Raw genomic sequence first — 975 nt, 5'->3', positions numbered from 1 at the left:
AACTAATAATTTATTGATTGATGTTTCGGAATTACTTCCTGCTACTGCTAAAATTTTCATTGTATAATTTAAATTTGTCTAAGTTTTAATGTATTATTGTGGAAGTAGTATTTAAACCACCCCGTCAAAAATTCTTTCGAATTTTCGCCACCCCTCCAAAGGAGGGGAATTTTTATTCGGCAAAAATATTTTAATTATTTTAAATAAGAGGGTAATTCCATAGGAACTTCCATTAAAAGAATTTCGGTGTCTTCTGTTGCTTCGATGTTGAAACTTTGGGTATCCCAAATTCCTAAGCCATCTCTTTCTCCTAGAATTCTGTCGCCTACTTTTGCACTTCCTTTTAAAACAAAAGCATAAACGCCATTTCCTTTTTTGTTGAGCATATAGTTTTTTCCGTTTCCTTTGGTAAATTTAGCCAAATTGAACCATGCATCCTGGTGAATCCAAACTCCGGCGTCGTTTTTATTCGGTGATAAAATCTGTTGGAATCCGTTGTTTTTTTCTCCGTCTGCAATACTTATTTGGTCATATCTTGGTTCAACGCCAACTTCTCTTGGAAAAACCCAGATTTGTAAGAATTTTACAGCTTCATCTTTATTTTTATTATACTCACTGTGCATAACGCCAGTTCCGGCGCTCATTACCTGAATTTCTCCTTTTTTGATTACCGCAGTGGTTCCCATAGAATCTTTATGTTCCAAATCTCCTTCCAACGGAATTGAAATAATTTCCATGTCTTTGTGTGGGTGTGTTCCGAAACCCATTCCTTGAGAAACGGTATCGTCGTTCAACACTCTTAAAACTCCGAAATGTGTTCTTTCAGGATTTTGGTAACCTGCAAAGCTGAATGTATGGTAAGAATTTAACCAACCATGATTGGCATGACCTCTTGAATCTGCTTTGTGATAAACTGTTTTCATATTTTTATTACCCGTAGTGCATTTGGTTTAGATTGAATAAAAGTTGTGCAAA

General features: G+C 35.4%; 1 protein-coding gene. It reads right to left on the bottom strand.

Annotation, left to right across the window (positions count from 1 at the left end; translation table 11 throughout):
- Positions 1-194 precede the first annotated feature (194 nt).
- Positions 195-923, bottom strand: a complete 729-nt coding sequence (locus OEW74_RS17435; RefSeq protein ID WP_265429674.1) for a pirin family protein — start codon at positions 921-923, stop codon at positions 195-197.
- Positions 924-975 lie beyond the last annotated feature (52 nt).

This window comes from Chryseobacterium sp. YIM B08800 (genome assembly GCF_026163565.1).
GTDB lineage: Bacteria > Bacteroidota > Bacteroidia > Flavobacteriales > Weeksellaceae > Chryseobacterium.
Note: the sequence above shows the minus strand (reverse complement) of the source record. Positions and strands in the feature narration are given on the sequence as shown.